The following is a 16,534-nucleotide window of genomic DNA, read 5'->3' as shown; positions in this document are numbered from 1 at the left end:
CGAGTGCTTATTTGTATAAGTACTTTCTTGGTTGAGGCTTAGCTCATTTCTATAAGCGGCGTAAACCCCACATTAAATACAAACCGCCAATGAGAGACGCCATAAGCCCTGTTGGTATTTCTTGCGGGTAAAGGACCTGTCGTCCCAACCAGTCAGCCAACAACATCACCCCTGCCCCCAGTATCGCGGCGCATAACATGTGTTGTGACGCTTTGTTAAAACCAAATAAGCGAGCTAAATGCGGAGCCAACAACCCAACAAAGCTAATCGGGCCAACAACCAATGTCGCACTGACCGTGAGACAAGCAACTAAAAGAAGCAGTATTGCGCGTGAACGATCAACTCGAATTCCAAGTGCTTTAGAGGAAGCGGCACCGACAGGAAGAATATCTAGCCATCTTACGCAGAGAAAACTCAACCCTATAAAGACAAGCGCAGATAAAGACAATGGGAGTAACGTTTCAACCGAGACATAGTAGGTAGACCCAGACAACCAAGCCAATGCTTGATAACTTCTTGGGTCACCAGTGGCTAGAATAAAGCTCTGTATTGCATTCATCAGTGCGGTAATCGCAATACCAGTCAACAAAATACGCTCCGGCTGAAAGCCTGACTTACGGTTTAGCAGCACAATGACTGATACCGTCGCTAATGCACCTACGAGCCCGCCTAGAGAAAGAGTGAAAATTGACGAACCAAACCCAGTAAACATCGCGATGATCAATCCCATCGCTGTCCCTGAACTGATACCGATCACTTCAGGACTTGCCATTGGGTTTCCACTTAGGCGTTGAATCATGGTTCCAGCAATCGCTAACATTGCCCCCGCAATTGCTGCTGCAAATAATCTAGGTGCGCGCCATTCCAAAAAAATCCAATTTTGGCTAGCAAATAAATTTGTCCACCCTTCATTTTGCACAGCAACCGTGGCAAAAAGAACAACAGAAATTAACGTGCCGATCAACGCCAATGAGATCGCTTTAGGGTTTAGCCTGTAAACATGTTGACGGTGTCGAGTTAACACTGTTTGAGTATGGCTCTGCGTCTTTTGTGATAAACGAGGTAACAGCCATAACAGTAACGGAGCGCCCAATGCAGCCGTTGCTGCTCCCGTTGGTATAAAACTCGCCATTAGCCCTGGCAGTTGCTGAATAACCAAATCGGTTAAAGTCAATAACATGGCACCAATCAGCATTGATACCCAAAGCTTATGCTGGATTTTATTGATACCTATCAATCGAGTAATCGCTGGCGCCGCTAACCCGATGAAACCGATGATTCCTACGGCAGAAACCACCCAAGAAGTGATTAACACCGCAAGCCCAAGACAGACAAAACGCAACTTAGCTAACGAGACACCTAAACTCTTGGCACCTTGCTCGGAGAGTTCCAACAGACTTAACGGCTTTGCAATCACAAATGCAACGACCGTAGCAAGTGCGATTCGAGGTGCAAGATACGAGAAATCTCCCCATCCACTCTGAACAAGCGAACCGGCTCCCCATATCATTAACCCATTCAGCTTTTCGGTATTCATCATCAGAATAACCGTACTTAATGATGCAAAGTACAGGTTTATCACTAACCCAGAAACGACGACAACCGTTGGAGATAACGCTCGTCGCCATGACAACAGCATCACCAACCCCATCGATATCACACCGCCGATGAGAGCAACCAAATTAGGCGCGATATCCAACATCCAAGGTGCGAATAGCGTAGCTAACATCAAAGCAAAACTTGAACCACTCGCCACACCAAGTGTCGTGGGTGAAGCGAGAGGGTTACGCAGCACTTGCTGCATCAATACCCCAGCAACCGCTAATCCAGCACCAGATATAATCGTGGTGAAGACTCGAGGCCACCAGCTAAAGTGAAGTAAAACAGAATCGATAGATTGAAAGTTAGGCTCCCATAAACTGCTTAGAGCTAACGAAAATGAGCTTACTTGGTACAATTGGAAAGCACCAATAGAAAAGGTAAATGCCGAAAGTAACACCACAAAGCTTAAAGGCATCGTTTTCATTGTGTTAACTCCTCGACCTTACTCGCCGTAACTAACTCTGCGAAACGGAGGGCTGAAGGCATAGAACCAAAACTCCAAACGGGCGCGACTTGCATGACCTTTTCACCAGATTGTTGAACAACATATTGCCAAAATGGGTCTTGAGAGAGCTGCTCCGCTCCACCATAAGGTAATGGCTCTACGATAACGATTTGAGCTTTTATGCCAGCTAACTTGTCGATGCCAACTAGGCTGAAGCCCCAGCTATTCGTCTTTTCATTCCATGCATTACTCAGCCCAATCTTTTCGATAGCCTGGGAGTAAAGACTATTTTGACCAAAAACACGTACGTGCTTTGTATCCATAAACTGAATCATTAGAAGTGGCGGCTGGCCTTTATTTATACGCTGTTTTAATAAAGACAAACGTTTTTCATATTGTTGGATAAGCGCCTCTGCTTCCGCCTCTCTTCCCAGCTCTTCACCAAACCTCCGAGTGAAACTGGTAAGTACCGACCAATCCGTAATCCCGCTTTCATATAAGTCAATCGTGGTAACGGGGGCAATATCGACTAAGCGATGCTTCATTGAGGAGAAGTACGGGGCAATAAAAATACGGTCAGGTCTGAGCTCGTAAATACGCTCTATATTGGGTTGAGTTCTTAACCCTACATCCTTAGTTTGAGGTGGTAACGGTGGCGATTTTACCCAAGCATCGTAATCTTGCCCTTGAGCAACGCCTACAGGTACGACCCCTAAAGCCAACATCGTTTCAGTTTGTGTCCAATCAACCGACATCACCCGAGGTGATGCGTCAGCTAGTGCTTGAAAAGAACTGACCAAAAGCGCACTAAGTGAGAGAGCGAAAGAGAAATGTTTAAGTCGAGTGTTTGTACTGCTCATTATTCCAACCTTTAGCTTGGCATCGCCACCGGATAACCCGCAGGGTGGTCAGAGATCATCATCTCTATCCCATATATGTCCCTCAACTTAGGTTCAGTAAACACCTGTTCAACATTGCCTTGTGCAATCAAATCACCTTGATGTAATGCAACGATGTAGTCGCAAAATCGTGCAGCCAAGTTGATGTCGTGTAATACGATAATAACGCCCAAACCCAGTTCTTGACTGAGTTTAGAGATAAGCTTCAACATATCGACTTGATGGCTGATATCTAGCGCAGACAAAGGCTCATCAAGAAGCAAATACTCGGTTTTTTGGGCTAACAGCATAGCTAGCCACACACGTTGACGCTCTCCTCCAGATAACGTGTCCACTAAGCGATCTGCGTATTTTAGTGTGCCTGTCATCGCCATTGCTTCTTCAACAATGTCGTGATCTTTCTTACTCAAACGTCCAAGTAAACCATGCCATGGATAACGACCAAAACCGACTAAATCTCGACCTAAAATACTGTCGGTCACTGGAAGATGCTGAGGCAAGTAGGCAATGTGTTGGGCAAACTTTTTCGCTGAGAGATCGTTAATGCTCGTTCCATGCAGAACCACGTCACCAGCGGTGTATGGCTGTTGCTGTGCCAGCAACTTTAACAATGTGGATTTTCCTGAACCATTGTGTCCAACAAGAGCGTATGTTTTTCCGGGTTCAAATGTCACATCAAACGCTTTTAGCAATGACTTGCCTTCAATCTCAAACTGGAGTGCTTTAGCTTCCAACATCCCTACTTCACCTAATAGCCATTTACGAATAACAGTTATTCAGAGCTCTCATTCGTTGATCACGTTTGCCGTTCTTATTCAACAGAACGATTAATAAGGGAGGTTTTATATAACAACAAAGATACAAATGCAAACCGTTGTCATTATCATTACATCAACAAGATCATTGAGAGAATTGCTAAGTGTTAGTGATAATTTGCTCTGCTGAACTTCATTAGTAAATTATAGGCAGGTCAACGAGAGCAGCGGTCTCCCACTGCTCTCGCATAAATTTGAACGAATACTGCAGCGTATGAAGAAATGAAAAATGCCGCAGTGAATACATTAATGACGAGCGTCAGCGCCAAACTCTACTTCTTTATAGATATCGGCCAGCGACTTTTTACCTTGTTTGTCTTTGGCTGAACGCTTTTTCTTAGTTTGATAATGGTATTCTTGCTCCTGAAGTGCTTGTTCGTGCTCTTTTGCTGACTCAACAAACTCAGGATTTGCAAGTGCTTGTTGGCGTAAGCGGTTTACTCTTTCAAGGGTTTCCCACAACATACTTCACCTCCAAACTTATTACTGTATATAAAAACAGTATTGTTTAAATATTCCTCCTCGTCAACATTTCAACTTTGTTACTGCTCTTCACATTAACCCCAAGCCTGTATAGTGCTCGGGATATTTGTGGATGATTTGCTTTATATAACCTTGATGCTCTCGCAGAGCATCAACACATTCTCGAGATAACCATCCCTGATATACCCATTTTTCAAGTTCTAACAATGCGTATGGGATGGACCACGCTTGTCTGTACGGATGGTGCGTCGTCATAAAATCAAAGGCATTCGCGACAGCCGTAATTTGCGCGGCGATTGGTATATCATCATTGGTTAAACCATAAGGATAACCAGTGCCATTTAAGTTTTCGTACTGATAAGTAACCATCTGCAAAAACAAAGTCACACTCGGGTGAACCGGATTTCCGATACGGGCAACTATGTCATCCGCTGAATCGATACAACGCTCAATATGTTGAATCAATATCGCCTCTTGTTCTTGAGAGTAATTTGTTCGGCGGCTAGCAATTTCAACTGGCAGCTGACTATCACCGAGCGCATGGAACTGAGCAAAAATACCAATATCTTCGACCATTTCGTCATTCAGGTGATAACGATCCGCTAACTGCGTTGCGATAATTTGACTGTAGTACTTCATGCGTTTGGTATGCGCGTAATACTCAGGTGAATATCCTGGCATCATACATTGCATTCGGTTCGCTAGCGTTTCTATCGCATTGACTACTTGAGTTTCTGATTCAACCGCAAATCGAATCATTTCGAAATAAGGTTTAAGACCATTCAGCGCTTCTAAACTAAACGCATCACGTTGAGTGGAGTTCAAAAATACAAAACCAGTAAAAGCTTTATTGTCATAACAAGGAATAGCAGCCGACGACTGATATCCGTGTTTGAGTAAAATTTGAACCCGAGGACAGTGCTTAATATCATGAAGGTCTTCGACGATACGAGGAACCGCGTTTTTAGAGGCAATATTGAGGTGGTGGAGTTTACGGAATGCTGATTCGTGATGGGCTAAACACCAAGTGTCGAACTCACTTTCTGCAAATGATTTGAGCACATCTTGGTCTGGGTGATATTTTGCAAATGACACCCTATCAATACATGGCAAGTGCGCCTGCATCCTGCCTTTTAGCGTTTGCAGTTGCTCGTTAAGCGGTTTTGCAAACGGGTAAAAACTCCGGTGCGCCATGCTTCACCTCCACACCAAAGCAGAGAAACAAGAAAAGCTCATTGTGTTGCAAATTCAATGGTATTTTGAGCGGTTTTCTCCACTTAAACTATCGATATACCACAACTTAAGTGTACGAAATAAAAGCACATTTCTACCAATTTTTTCACCGGATATCTTACGGTAATTTGATCCAGATTAAAAAAGCCAACGAGCAAAACTCGTTGGCTTAACAATACTGATTGATTACGATGGATTCAGTAACTAGAGGTTATTCAAAGAACGTTCTGAACAACTAGCCTAGAGCAGGAAGCACACCCAGCGTAATTAACACCTGAGCGAATACGATGCCAGTGCCAGCGATGCCCGTTATCACTAGCGCACCTTGACCACCTGCGACGCGGTACTCCCCAGTAAAATCATCCGATTTACGAACCTTGATCACCATAACCAAAGGCAAAAAGATGGCTAAAATCGCTAAGGCAATCGCTGCATAGCCCAAAGCCATAATAAAGCCTTGAGGATAGAAAAGTGCGAAGCCTAGCGGTGGAGTAAACGTCACTAGTGCCGCAATCAAACGATTAGGCTTATCGTTACTTCCTTTGATGGTATCACCCAAAAATTCGAATAGACCCAAACTCACGCCAAGGAACGATGTCAACAATGCCAAGTCAGCAAACACACCAACAATGCTACCCAAATTTGATTGGTGTACTGTCTGAGATAGTTGACCAATCAGTGCGCTCAACCCTCCGTTCTCAACAAGCGTACTTTGGCTAACCACACCCAACGTCACGATTTGCCAAAAGATATAAATAACGAGTGGAATCGTCGAACCAATAATAACGGCTTTGCGTAAAGAAGAAGTGTCACCGTCTAAGTAATTCACAATTGCAGGTATACTTCCGTGGAAACCAAACGAAGTAAAGATCACCGGAATCGCCGCTACAACAAGGCCTTGTTCGATTGGCATACTTAACAAGTAAGATTCCGTAACGTTTGGAGCAAGAAAAGAAAGCACCGCAACCATCGCAATGAGCTTCATCGCGAACAGGACTCGGTTTACTTTATCGACCGTACCGGTACCCACTGTCACAACTAAAGTCACAATCAAGGTAAAGATTATCGTTGATGTAGGCCCTGAAATATCGAGGTCAAACCATTGTGCAAGGCGGTCTCCGAACTGAGCACCACCGCCAGCGATATACGCTGCACATAATGAGTAGAAAAGAAACAACATCGCAAAACTTGCCACCCACTTGCCTTTTTGACCTAGGATCTGTTTCGCCAAAGTATGAAGTGTAGCACTACTCTCCGCATGTTGATGAAGCTCAAGCATAAGCAAGGCAGTGAAAGCCATCAGAGCCCATAAGCCTAGCATGATGATAATAGAAGTTGAAAAACCAATGCCGGCAGAGGCAAGTGGAAGCGCTAGCATACCAGCGCCTATTGTAGTGCCCGCAATAATTAGCGTACTACCGAATACTTTAGAACGACTCATTGTATATTAATCTTTACACTTTATTAGAAATTATCAGTATTAGATCGGGCAACGGCGGACCGAAACCAACACCATATTTGTATTGCCGTCGATATTGTAGGATCTTTAGCAGAAGATCAAGCAAAGTGTAAGGATAAAAAACCACGCATGTAAACTATAATTTACACCTTGCTGATATTTAACAATAACTGTGTGCATTCTTCCCTGTTCATGAACTTGGGAACAGGGTAATTCCAGTGCGCCTCTTTCAGAATTAAATCAACAAGCGCATCAGCATCTTCACGTTGAATGAGCGCACTGGTTTGCTCAATATCAATAGTTGAAAACAAGGACTCCAGATTCGCCAAAAAATGCTGAGCACTTGCGTTACCTAACTGCCCCTCGGCCGTCAACTCATCGAGCTTTCTTAGTTGAGGCTCAATCTCTGATAATGAAAAGCGCAGCACAGGCAACAAGGCTAATCCGTTTGCCATACCATGAGGTATTCCATATCTCGCACCGAATGTGTGAGCAAAGGCATGAACATAACCCAAACTCGCTTTGGTAAATGCTAAACCCGCGTAATAGGATGCCATAGCCATTTTATGACGAGCTTCGACATCATCCCCTTGCATCACAGCCCTAGGAAGATATTTAAAAATGAGTTTAATAGCGGCAACCGAATAAGCCATCGTTTCTTGAGTAGCGTTTTTCGATACATAGGCCTCAATAGCGTGGGTTAATGCATCAACGCCAGTATCAGCCGTGATCTTAGGAGGTAAACCAATCATTAAATTCGCATCTAAAGCTGCCATTAGTGGCACCAACTTTGGATCCATTAAAGGGGTTTTAATGTGTGAGGAGGGATCTGACACGACCGCAGCGATAGTAACTTCACTTCCGGTTCCAGCCGTTGTTGGAATAGCAAAAAGCGGCGCTGGCATTCGCCATACCTTCAATAGTCCAGCTAATTTTTTTATTGGCCGTTTATTGGTAACTTTCGCAGCGATGACTTTTGCACAATCCATTGCAGAGCCGCCACCCAAAGCTAATATGCCCTCACAATGAAAACGATGATAAGCCTCTAGACCGCTCTCTACCTGATCATAGGTAGGATCGGGCTTAACTTGCGAGAAAACATCTAACTGTAAATCGAGTTGTGCTGCAGCCTCAAGCACCTTATCTACAATACCGACTTGGACTAACCCTTCGTCGGTAACTAACAAAACGCGTTTAAATCCCAGCTCGGTCATCGATTCTAATAGCTCATTCATCGAACCAGGGCCGGAAAACAAGGTTGGTCTCGGCATAGGAAGGATAAGGGCTGCTATTTTTAACCCTGCGGTGTAAGTCCGATATAAACGATGCTTCAACATACGAAATCCTTTTCATTTAGAGCTATCATTCTAGCTACTTTTACTACCTATGCTTACTTTGCAATCACACATTTTCAATAAACTTATCTCACTAAAAGGGCTAGCATCGCTGGGAAACCGTACCATTTTATTATCTTCCCTCAACGACATGAGCTACAGAGAAAATTTTTTCAACGACGCTCTATTGTCATGTAGTTAACAAGCTGCTTTCCCTATTACTCTGTTAGTTACAGAGCAAGCCTCGAAGAAGTCTTCTTATTTTTTGCCTTCAAAAGCAACAATATGAATTCTGTTAATCAGACATCAATACCGTGTGTCTCTGGTTGAGCCCGAACACGATCTACAAAAATAAAAATAAGAATGCGTTACATCATGATTTATTGTCGTTTTCAAATAAGTCAACAAGAGCAACAATAATCTTTCAAAACTTATACTTAGTTCAAATATCTGACTCTTAACCATGAGCTTCAGGTGATATTATTATGCAACTAGGATTATTATCCCGCCCATAATCAAAACTATGTCTAAACGCCCACCTTTTTGGGGTCTATTCGCTGTCGTACCCAATTTTTCCTATCACCTTCTGATTTGGGTTTAGCGTGGGCTAATTAGCAATGTCGGTATAAACCATGAATCATTCTTGCCATTCCCATACGGACATGGGCTTTGAAGTCGATCTGAAACAAGCACTTATCTGGGTTGCTCGAGCACTCGACTATGTCGGTGTTGATGATACGCACCATAGCCATCGTGTCGCTTACATCGCTTACCAATGTGCTCGGGTCATGAACTGGGAACCAGAAAAAGCGGAGTTTTGCTACTTCGCAGGGATGATCCACGATTGTGGGGTCTCCGAAACACAAGAACATAAAATGTTACTTGAGGAGTTGGTGCCACAAGATGTAAAAACACATTGCTTAAGAGGATACCGAAGCCTCAAGCAGTGTCGTTTGTTGCGTCAGTTTGCTACACCTGTTCTTTACCACCATACACATTGGAGTGAATTAAAATATCTTGATTTACCGCCTTTTGAAAAAGAGGTCGCTGCCCTACTCTATTTAGCCGATCGTCTCGATTTTATGCGTTCCAAATACGTCATGAACTGCCACTGTGACATTGTCACACTTCATGAAGAACTAATTGCAGAATGCATCATGGCAAACGCTGGAACTTTGTTTAATCCAGACATGGCTAAGGCAATGGTTAAGCTCGTTATGACCGACGCATTTTGGTTCGCGATGGAGTCTGAAAATATAGAAACCATCGGATTAAACTTTAAAAGCATTGATTGGCTTCAAAAACAGCTCACCATCCAAGATATGAATAGTTTGGGAATGTTTATCGCTCGAATTGTTGACGCAAAAAGCCCATTTACTTATCAACATTCGCAAAAAGTGGCGGAGTTATCTCGGTATCTAGCCATCAAGCTTGGGTTTTGTGAGCACGACCAAGAGATGTTATTTATTGCTGGGTTGGTGCATGATATCGGAAAGTTAAAAACACCAGATGAGATTCTTCATAAAGAAGGCTCTCTTAATAAACAAGAGTATACGCGTATTAAACGCCATACAATTGATACTCAGCTCGCATTACACAAAGTGTTTCCCAACGCTAAAATAGCGGAGTGGGCTTCTAATCATCACGAGCGTTTGGACGGTTCTGGCTATCCTTATCATAAAACAGGAGACGAACTCGATGTACCATCGCGTATTGTCGCGGTTGCCGATGTTTTTCAAGCTCTGTCTCAGGACCGGCCCTACCGAGGACGAATGGCTCAAGCACAAATCGCCGCGATTATGGGTGAGCAAGTCGCTAAACAAGAACTTTGTTCTGACGTCTATGCAGTGCTAGAGCGAAACATGACCGAGTGTTACGAGCTATCAACTAATGTTTAATCGATAAAGGGCGTATCTACGCCCTTTGCTGATTTTATGCTGGTTGCAAACCAATCATTTTGCAATATCAAGTACATTGTCTCGCACACCATTGATTCTGAACCAACCTGCAATACTGAAACGCTCAGCATTGGTCGGTAAAACCTCATGCGGGAATTGCTCAGATAAGAATAAAAGTAAGCGTCCTGATTGAGGAGGGATGGTTGCTATCTTATTATCATTTAGATCGTAAACCACCAATTCACCTGCATCCTTTTCCGTCCAAGATTCGTTCATGTAAAAAACGGTTGTCAATCGACGGTTTTCATTGCCCTTAAAACAATCTAGATGCTTTTGGTAGAAATCCCCTTCCTCGTACTTGGCAAAGTGAGCTTCATACTCAAAAAGTCCCAGAAACAAGTGACGGTTCACTTCTTGGCGTATTTCTTCCATCTTATCTAAGTAAGAAGTAACCGCGTGCCCCATATTGGGCGATAACCATTGAATTTTGTCACTTCGAATTGACTCAATACGTGTCACATCGTCATTACGACCAATACGCGCTTTTTTCCAGTTACTTGGAATGCAGTCTCGTAATTGAGCCACTTCTTGTTCAGAAAGAAAATCATCCCAGATGTAGTAGCCATGGGTTGCTAACGCATCGATCATTTTATCCATTATTGTCGTTCACTCATATTAGTTGGGCGGTCTATATAAAAAATCTTCAACCCCACAACAAATGCGATTTTTTGTCGAAACGACAACAAAATAAAAAGAGAGTAAAAATAGGTGATGACGAATATAAAAATGCCGCTCATATGAGCGGCAATATCTTTTATTATTGACGAGCTTCTAATCTGGTTGGATGAACTCGCAACGGACTAAGACGTTTAATAGTCGGGCGTTGTTTGTTTTTTAACTGGATATGACAAAGTTCCAGAATTAAGCCGAATGCCATCGCAAAGTACACATAACCTTTGTTGATATGAATTTCGAAGCCTTCTGCCATCAATAAACCACCTAACAAAACGAGGAATAACAAAGCAAGTGTCTTAAAACCAGGGTAACACGACACCAGGTTATTGATTTTTTCGGCTGTCATGACCATCACGATAGCAGACGAAACAATCGCTGCGACCATAAGTGGGACATCACTTGTCAAACCAACGGCGGTTATCACCGAGTCCATCGAGAATACAGCATCCACGGCAACAATCTGCAACAGAACTACCGCTAAACCAGTACGGGCGTGAGTTGAGTGAGCCGACTCGTTGTGATTTAACCAACTCCACAACTCTTTCAGGCTTTTAGCCAAGAGGAATGCACCACCCGCAATCATGATGACGTCTCTTCCGGTAAACGCATGGTTCGCCAAAGAAAATAGCGGTTGAGTCAATTGCATGATCCAAGAGATTGAAAACACTAAACCAATACGAGCAATAACAGCAAGACCAATACCAAGGTTTCTTGCCAGCTTACGTTGGTGCAGCGGCAGTCTTTCACATAAGACAGAGATAAAAACGACGTTATCAACGCCTAAGACAACTTCAAGCGCAAACAAAGTGGCGAAAATAGCCCAAGCTTCTGGTTGCATAAAAAGTTCTAGCATGAGCATGTCTCCAATAATAAGAAGACATATGGTGAAGGGTTTTGTCGACTAAAGGGGTCGTCCATTAATTATTTATACCTTTGTTACTGAGGGATCATGAGTAAATCACCAAACAATCAACAAAACAATATCTATTTTAATTAACAAGGAACAAGTTTAATTCGTGTACAAATCAATCAACTCCTCCAAATTGATTAAAATTACATAGAAGCTTTAGAATTGAATAAATGAAAGCATTAAAGTCCAACAAAACTAAGATAAATTTCTAGACTTATAAGCACCATCAACCCTTATGCAACCCATTAAATGCATTGAGCTCAAAGAGAAACAGGCGTGTTTCCGAGATAAACAATAGTAAAAATTTGTTTCATGCTGATATACTGCCAAAAATCATAAGAAACCATGCTATTTATGGACTACATTGCTCTTTCGCGTATAAGCCTTAAACATCTAACTGTTTTACATATGTTGTTAACCACTCACAGCGTCACACTTGCGGCAGAACGCTTGTGTGTAACACCATCGAGCGTCAGTAAAACGCTCGGACAGTTGCGCGAAACGCTAAAGGATGACCTTTTTTACCGTGATGGCACTCGCTTAGTGCCGACAGCATTTGCGCTGCATATAGGCCCGTCAATCCATGGCATACTCTCCAGTATGAATGGGTTATTACATCAAGGCTCTTTTAATCCGGCTTACTATCAAGGTAGTTTTTCATTAGCAATGCGTGAAAGTTCGTTTGAGCTCTTTGCGCCAGTTCTACAGCACTTGTCCCAACAACTGAGCAATCACGCGCACTTGAATGTCCATGCGAAAGAGGAAATGAGTTTCGATGCATTAGCAAGAGGTCAAGTGGATTTTTTGTTGCTTCCTCACGATCTCAGCCAACCACCCACACAAAATAAAGACTTGGTATGGAAAACCATTTTGAAAGACGAAATGGTTTGCTTAATGAGAGCATCGAACCCACTCGCTGAGCAACCCTTATCTGTTGAAAGTTACCTTTGTGCAAGACACATCGGTATTCATGATAAAGATCTGTCACAACCTTATTTTGAGCAAAATCTCACCCAAAGGCATTCAAAGCGAAACTTGGCCATGCGTGTAGCCGACTTTGGTTCAGCTGCGGTGATGTGTCAGCACTCGGATTACTTGTTCACATGCTCCAAGCTTTGGGCAAGAGCGGCAATGCAAGCAAAAGGTTTGGTTGAGCAAGCTCTTCCATTCGATTACGGGCAAGTAGCCTACAGCCTCGTTTGGAACAAAGCGAGCTTAAACGATCCCGCTTTAAAATGGTTACAGCAACAATTACTCGACGCTTGCGCCATGTTAGATGCCTGTGATGCTTAAGCATAGATAAACAACGGTACTACGTGAGTACTGTCGGCACTGTGATAGGGTTACTCACGTAGCATCGAAGCTCTGATTTTAAGCGTTCGATATCATGATGAGAGCACATGTCCCAAGTTAACGCCTCCCCCACAACTCCGTGATGTTGAAAGGCATTTAAACGGATAAGCACCGATTCAGGAAGAGTACTCAAGTAACGTCCAATTGCTACGATTTCTATATCTAAATCACTTTTTTGGGGAATATGCAGTAAGCGGACCTCGTACAATTTTTCGTGTTCAGCTAGGTAATGAAGGGTTTTAAATACACGATGATTATCACGCCCAGTTAGCCACTGATGCGTCTCCGTCTGCCACGCTTTCAAATCGATCATTGCGCCATCCAGAAAAGGGAGAATACGCTGCCAACCAGCAACCGCTAAAGAACCGTTACTGTCGATGAAACAAGAGAGGTGCCGTAATTCAGGATCTTGTTTTATCCCTTTAAACAGCTCAATAATGAAAGGAAGTTGTAAGGTAGATTCCCCACCGGATACAGTAACACCACTGATGAAAAAGCGATGTTTGCGTATCAAATCGAGCATTGTTACTACAGAGTAGTCAGTAATTTTTGGATTAGATTGGTTCTGACATATCTCTATACAATGATCGCAGTGGGTGCACTCCTCTTTAAGCCAAACAACGTTGTTGTTTTCGTCGAACTTCAATGCGCCTGCTGAACATTCACTCACACACTCACCACAATGATTACAATGGTTTATCGTGTGAGGATTGTGGCAGTTCAAACACTGATAGTTACAACCCTGTAGAAAGATGACTAGACGATTTCCTGGCCCATCAACACAAGAGAAAGGAAGGATATGAGTGACTTTTGCCAAAAGGCTTCCACTTCGTCTAGACATCTTGTTCTTTCCTAAACCGAACTTATGCCTGCGTGTAAGTCGGTGTTACTTCATGACTCACCACACGTGGTGAGCGTTCTAAAATTTTGGTATTTTTTGCTGCTTCCGCACCTAGAAACGTCGTGTTGGTTCTCGAACCTTCTTTATCATATTTCGCGACATCTGAAAGTTTGATCATGTAGCCTGTCACGCGAATTAAGTCATTTGAAGTGACATTCGCGGTAAACTCACGATAACCAGCATTTAGTGCCCCTTTACATAAATTGAACATCGCTTCTGGGTTAGATTTCACCGTTTCATCAATCGTCAAAATATCGCTGATACCCGCACGATAATACTGATGATGCTTCGCCGTTGCTTGTACATAAGTGACAGGGTCTGGCTCTGCACCATAAGGCAGACGTACACCTGGCGTAGCATCATGATCTAAGCTAATGCCGCCTTGTGCATGTAAGAGCGCTTTGCCATCTAAACCATATTTCACCGGGGTTGAGTCTACCAGTTTAGCCAGTGTTGCTGAAACATCATGAGCAAAAGTATTTGCTCGATCATTTTTTCCGTATCGCCCTATTTGCCCTTCTTTTTCAAATAGAAGGTTTACCGCTTCGGCCATGCCGTACACGCCATACATTGGCGCGAAATAGGACTCTTTTATCAACCCTTCTTGCGTCAAAAAGCCTTGAAAGAAGTTCGATTTTTCATGCAAGTGCGTGCTTCTTGCGTTTATGAGCTCGACCATTAATCGATGGTAAGAAGGCAACGCACTGTTTAAGAAGTCGTTACAGTCTGATGCTCGTTTTGCAACTTCTTTTAAATTCATTCGCACCAATGTGTTCGATCCACCTGCTAATGGAAGCGAGTTGTAGCAACTTACAATACCAAAGCGTGAGCCGTTGTAGGCTTTCGCGTGCATTGGGTAATTGGCGATATGCGGTTTACTGCATTCACAAATGTTCTGTGTCGCTTGACGAAGTAAATCATCAGGTGTAACTGTCTCGTCGTACATAAAGGTGAGATTCGGTGCGATCTGCTTGAGCTCCGCATCTACTTTTAAAACAGTGCGACAAATAATGTTGTCTGTCGGTCCGACATTCACATGCATAAACGCATCTGGCAATGTGCGATCCAGCATGATCCAAAAATGTTTTAACTTTTTGTAAATCTGGCTCTCTGTTAGGTCGCCTATGTAAGGCAACAAGACATCATCTAACTGGCCTAAGTAAACCGGAATGTTCGTTACCGAAGGAACATGATGGTAAATGATGGTCAGCATGTTCAACGCATCATCGAAATCATCAGCCGGAGACAACTCTAAATAGTCTGAGCCTTGCGATAGAAATTTAGCGTAATCAGGCAACACATAGCGAGGTTTAAACGGTGCATGACCTTCAAACATATCGCAGATGATGCCTTCATCCATTGCTTGTCTCAGTGATGGAGATACGGTCATGTAAGGAATGCACGCTTCCGCCTCTAAAGCTAAAAAACTCGACTTCTGTTTTGGAGAAAGACGGACGTCGGTCGCGATATCTAGAAAACGTTGTTGTAGTTTAGAAAGGCTTGTCATCTAAGATATTCCTACAAAGTAACCACAAGCCCACAAGACAAAATACGAGCTCTACCCCTAAAGAGTAACGTGATTTTACTCCTGCTTGGCTGTTGCCACTAATGAAAATAAACAAAACGTCTATTTCCATTCTGGAAATAAGACAAAGCTAAATTAGCGCATTCCAACTTACTATATGGGAAAACCTAACTGCGTACCGAAATCTGTCTTATTTATCGGTTTGCCGTCGACAACATCACGCCTGCACCAATAAATACTCCACCAGTCAAACGATTGAACAACTTCGCCCTTCCAGCGACAAACAACCAATCGGAGGCTTTTACCCCTAACAATGCATAAAATGTTAGCCAGCTAAGCTCAAAAACCACAAATGTAGACGCGAAAATCGCGTATTGAGCCAGTAGCGGTGCGGAAGGTTCAATGAATTGAGGAAACAAAGCGGTGAAAAAGACTATCGCTTTGGGGTTACTAGCGCCAACAATGAAACCACTAGTGAACGCGCTGAACGCTGTCGCGGAACTTTGAGTCGTTGCCGTTTTATTAAAATCTGTCTGAGATGAGCGCAACGCTTGAATACCTAACCAGATTAAATAAGCGGCGCCACACCATTTGATAATATTAAAAACTAACTCAGATGAAGCAATGACAACTCCCAGCCCGGTAAATGAGAGCGTAAGGATGATCGTAATCGCAGACAAACTGCCAAGCGCAGTCATGAAAGCAATACGAAACCCACTACTCACTCCTTTACTTAAACACAACAGTGAGCTTGGTCCTGGTGAAGCTGTGAGCACGAGAATAGCAAGAGTGTAAAAAATCCATGTATCTATTTGCATTGGCATCCCTTCCAGCAAAATGAGGTTTATAGCCCATTGTGTATAGAACTATTTTATCGCCCGGTTTCTATCCATGAAGCCGAGGTCTTAATAACCATCTTGCATCTAAATAACTTAGAAAAAA

Annotated in this window: 14 protein-coding genes; 2 read left to right on the top strand and 12 right to left on the bottom strand. The window is 43.1% G+C overall.

The genetic code is table 11. The features are described from left to right. Positions 1-49: 49 nt before the first annotated feature. The 7 genes from fhuB to H9L11_RS14155 all read right to left on the bottom strand — a co-directional run bounded on the left by fhuB (position 50) and on the right by H9L11_RS14155 (position 8,273). The gene (fhuB, locus tag H9L11_RS14185; protein WP_205390853.1) at positions 50-2,026 is read right to left on the bottom strand and encodes a Fe(3+)-hydroxamate ABC transporter permease FhuB; all 1,977 of its coding nucleotides are present in this window, start codon (positions 2,024-2,026) and stop codon (positions 50-52) included. Beyond that, complete coding sequence (locus H9L11_RS14180; protein WP_005377718.1) at positions 2,023-2,907, bottom strand: iron-siderophore ABC transporter substrate-binding protein; 885 nt, start codon at positions 2,905-2,907, stop codon at positions 2,023-2,025. The genes fhuB and H9L11_RS14180 overlap by 4 nt, the downstream gene beginning before the upstream one ends. An 11-nt stretch (positions 2,908-2,918) precedes the next feature. Continuing rightward, positions 2,919-3,683 (bottom strand): ABC transporter ATP-binding protein, encoded by a 765-nt coding sequence (locus H9L11_RS14175; RefSeq protein ID WP_005377721.1) that lies wholly within the window; start codon positions 3,681-3,683, stop codon positions 2,919-2,921. Between the two features lie 324 nt (positions 3,684-4,007). Next, a complete protein-coding gene (locus tag H9L11_RS14170) occupies positions 4,008-4,226 on the bottom strand; it encodes a hypothetical protein (protein WP_005377723.1) in 219 nt (72 codons plus the stop codon). An 87-nt stretch (positions 4,227-4,313) separates the two neighbouring features. Continuing rightward, positions 4,314-5,438 (bottom strand): HD domain-containing phosphohydrolase, encoded by a 1,125-nt coding sequence (locus H9L11_RS14165; protein ID WP_053303104.1) that lies wholly within the window; start codon positions 5,436-5,438, stop codon positions 4,314-4,316. A gap of 274 nt (positions 5,439-5,712) precedes the next feature. Continuing rightward, a complete protein-coding gene (locus H9L11_RS14160) occupies positions 5,713-6,918 on the bottom strand; it encodes an aromatic amino acid transport family protein (protein ID WP_033905238.1) in 1,206 nt (401 codons plus the stop codon). A gap of 161 nt (positions 6,919-7,079) precedes the next feature. After that, positions 7,080-8,273: an iron-containing alcohol dehydrogenase gene (locus tag H9L11_RS14155; protein WP_025766701.1), complete on the bottom strand. Its 1,194-nt coding sequence runs from the start codon at positions 8,271-8,273 to the stop codon at positions 7,080-7,082. Between the two features lie 629 nt (positions 8,274-8,902). Between H9L11_RS14155 and H9L11_RS14150 the strand changes: the two genes are divergently transcribed. Beyond that, positions 8,903-10,168 carry an HD domain-containing phosphohydrolase gene (locus tag H9L11_RS14150; RefSeq protein ID WP_025766702.1) on the top strand — a complete coding sequence of 422 codons (1,266 nt, stop codon included), beginning with the start codon at positions 8,903-8,905 and terminating at the stop codon, positions 10,166-10,168. A 54-nt stretch (positions 10,169-10,222) separates the two neighbouring features. On the opposite strand, the gene H9L11_RS14145 is transcribed toward H9L11_RS14150, so the two are convergent. Then, positions 10,223-10,825 carry a 2OG-Fe(II) oxygenase gene (locus tag H9L11_RS14145; RefSeq protein ID WP_005377733.1) on the bottom strand — a complete coding sequence of 201 codons (603 nt, stop codon included), beginning with the start codon at positions 10,823-10,825 and terminating at the stop codon, positions 10,223-10,225. Between the two features lie 160 nt (positions 10,826-10,985). Continuing rightward, positions 10,986-11,756, bottom strand: a complete 771-nt coding sequence (locus H9L11_RS14140) for a TerC family protein (protein WP_017820626.1) — start codon at positions 11,754-11,756, stop codon at positions 10,986-10,988. A 411-nt stretch (positions 11,757-12,167) separates the two neighbouring features. On the opposite strand from H9L11_RS14140, the gene H9L11_RS14135 reads away from it, so the two are divergent. After that, complete coding sequence (locus H9L11_RS14135) at positions 12,168-13,106, top strand: LysR family transcriptional regulator (RefSeq protein ID WP_005377737.1); 939 nt, start codon at positions 12,168-12,170, stop codon at positions 13,104-13,106. Between the two features lie 19 nt (positions 13,107-13,125). Here the strand turns inward: H9L11_RS14135 and H9L11_RS14130 are convergent, their stop codons facing one another. The 3 genes from H9L11_RS14130 to H9L11_RS14120 form a co-directional block, all read right to left on the bottom strand. Then, positions 13,126-14,007 (bottom strand): YjjW family glycine radical enzyme activase, encoded by an 882-nt coding sequence (locus H9L11_RS14130; RefSeq protein ID WP_033905234.1) that lies wholly within the window; start codon positions 14,005-14,007, stop codon positions 13,126-13,128. A gap of 22 nt (positions 14,008-14,029) precedes the next feature. Beyond that, on the bottom strand, positions 14,030-15,574 hold the full coding sequence (locus tag H9L11_RS14125) for a YjjI family glycine radical enzyme (protein ID WP_033905232.1): 1,545 nt from the start codon (positions 15,572-15,574) through the stop codon (positions 14,030-14,032). A 212-nt stretch (positions 15,575-15,786) separates the two neighbouring features. After that, positions 15,787-16,410, bottom strand: coding sequence for a LysE family translocator (locus H9L11_RS14120; protein ID WP_005377741.1), 624 nt, complete (start codon positions 16,408-16,410; stop codon positions 15,787-15,789). Positions 16,411-16,534 lie beyond the last annotated feature (124 nt).

The sequence above is a fragment of the Vibrio sp. sp1 genome (genome assembly GCF_016920955.1).
GTDB lineage: Bacteria > Pseudomonadota > Gammaproteobacteria > Enterobacterales > Vibrionaceae > Vibrio > Vibrio alginolyticus.
This window is presented reverse-complemented; position numbering and strand designations above follow the sequence as displayed.